The sequence below is a fragment of the Klebsiella sp. S69 genome, assembly GCF_016516145.1.
In the GTDB taxonomy this organism is placed as follows: Bacteria; Pseudomonadota; Gammaproteobacteria; order Enterobacterales; family Enterobacteriaceae; genus Klebsiella; species Klebsiella oxytoca.
On sequence record NZ_JACVUU010000092.1, the window covers coordinates 1 to 429 of the forward strand.

The 429-nt window shown below is 52.7% G+C and carries 1 rRNA gene; it reads left to right on the forward strand.

The features are described 5' to 3' along the window. Window positions 1-429, forward strand: a 23S ribosomal RNA gene (locus IAE27_RS29375); the annotation flags it as partial.

Genomic DNA, 429 nt, shown 5'->3' on the forward strand with positions numbered 1-429 from the left:
AACGAGGCGAACCGGGGGAACTGAAACATCTAAGTACCCCGAGGAAAAGAAATCAACCGAGATTCCCCCAGTAGCGGCGAGCGAACGGGGAGCAGCCCGGAGTCTGAATCAGCTTGTGTGTTAGTGGAAGCGTCTGGAAAGTCGCAGGGTACAGGGTGATACTCCCGTACACTAAAACACACAGGCTGTGAACTCGAAGAGTAGGGCGGGACACGTGGTATCCTGTCTGAATATGGGGGGACCATCCTCCAAGGCTAAATACTCCTGACTGACCGATAGTGAACCAGTACCGTGAGGGAAAGGCGAAAAGAACCCCGGCGAGGGGAGTGAAAAAGAACCTGAAACCGTGTACGTACAAGCAGTAGGAGCCCACTAGTTGGGTGACTGCGTACCTTTTGTATAATGGGTCAGCGACTTATATTCTGTAGC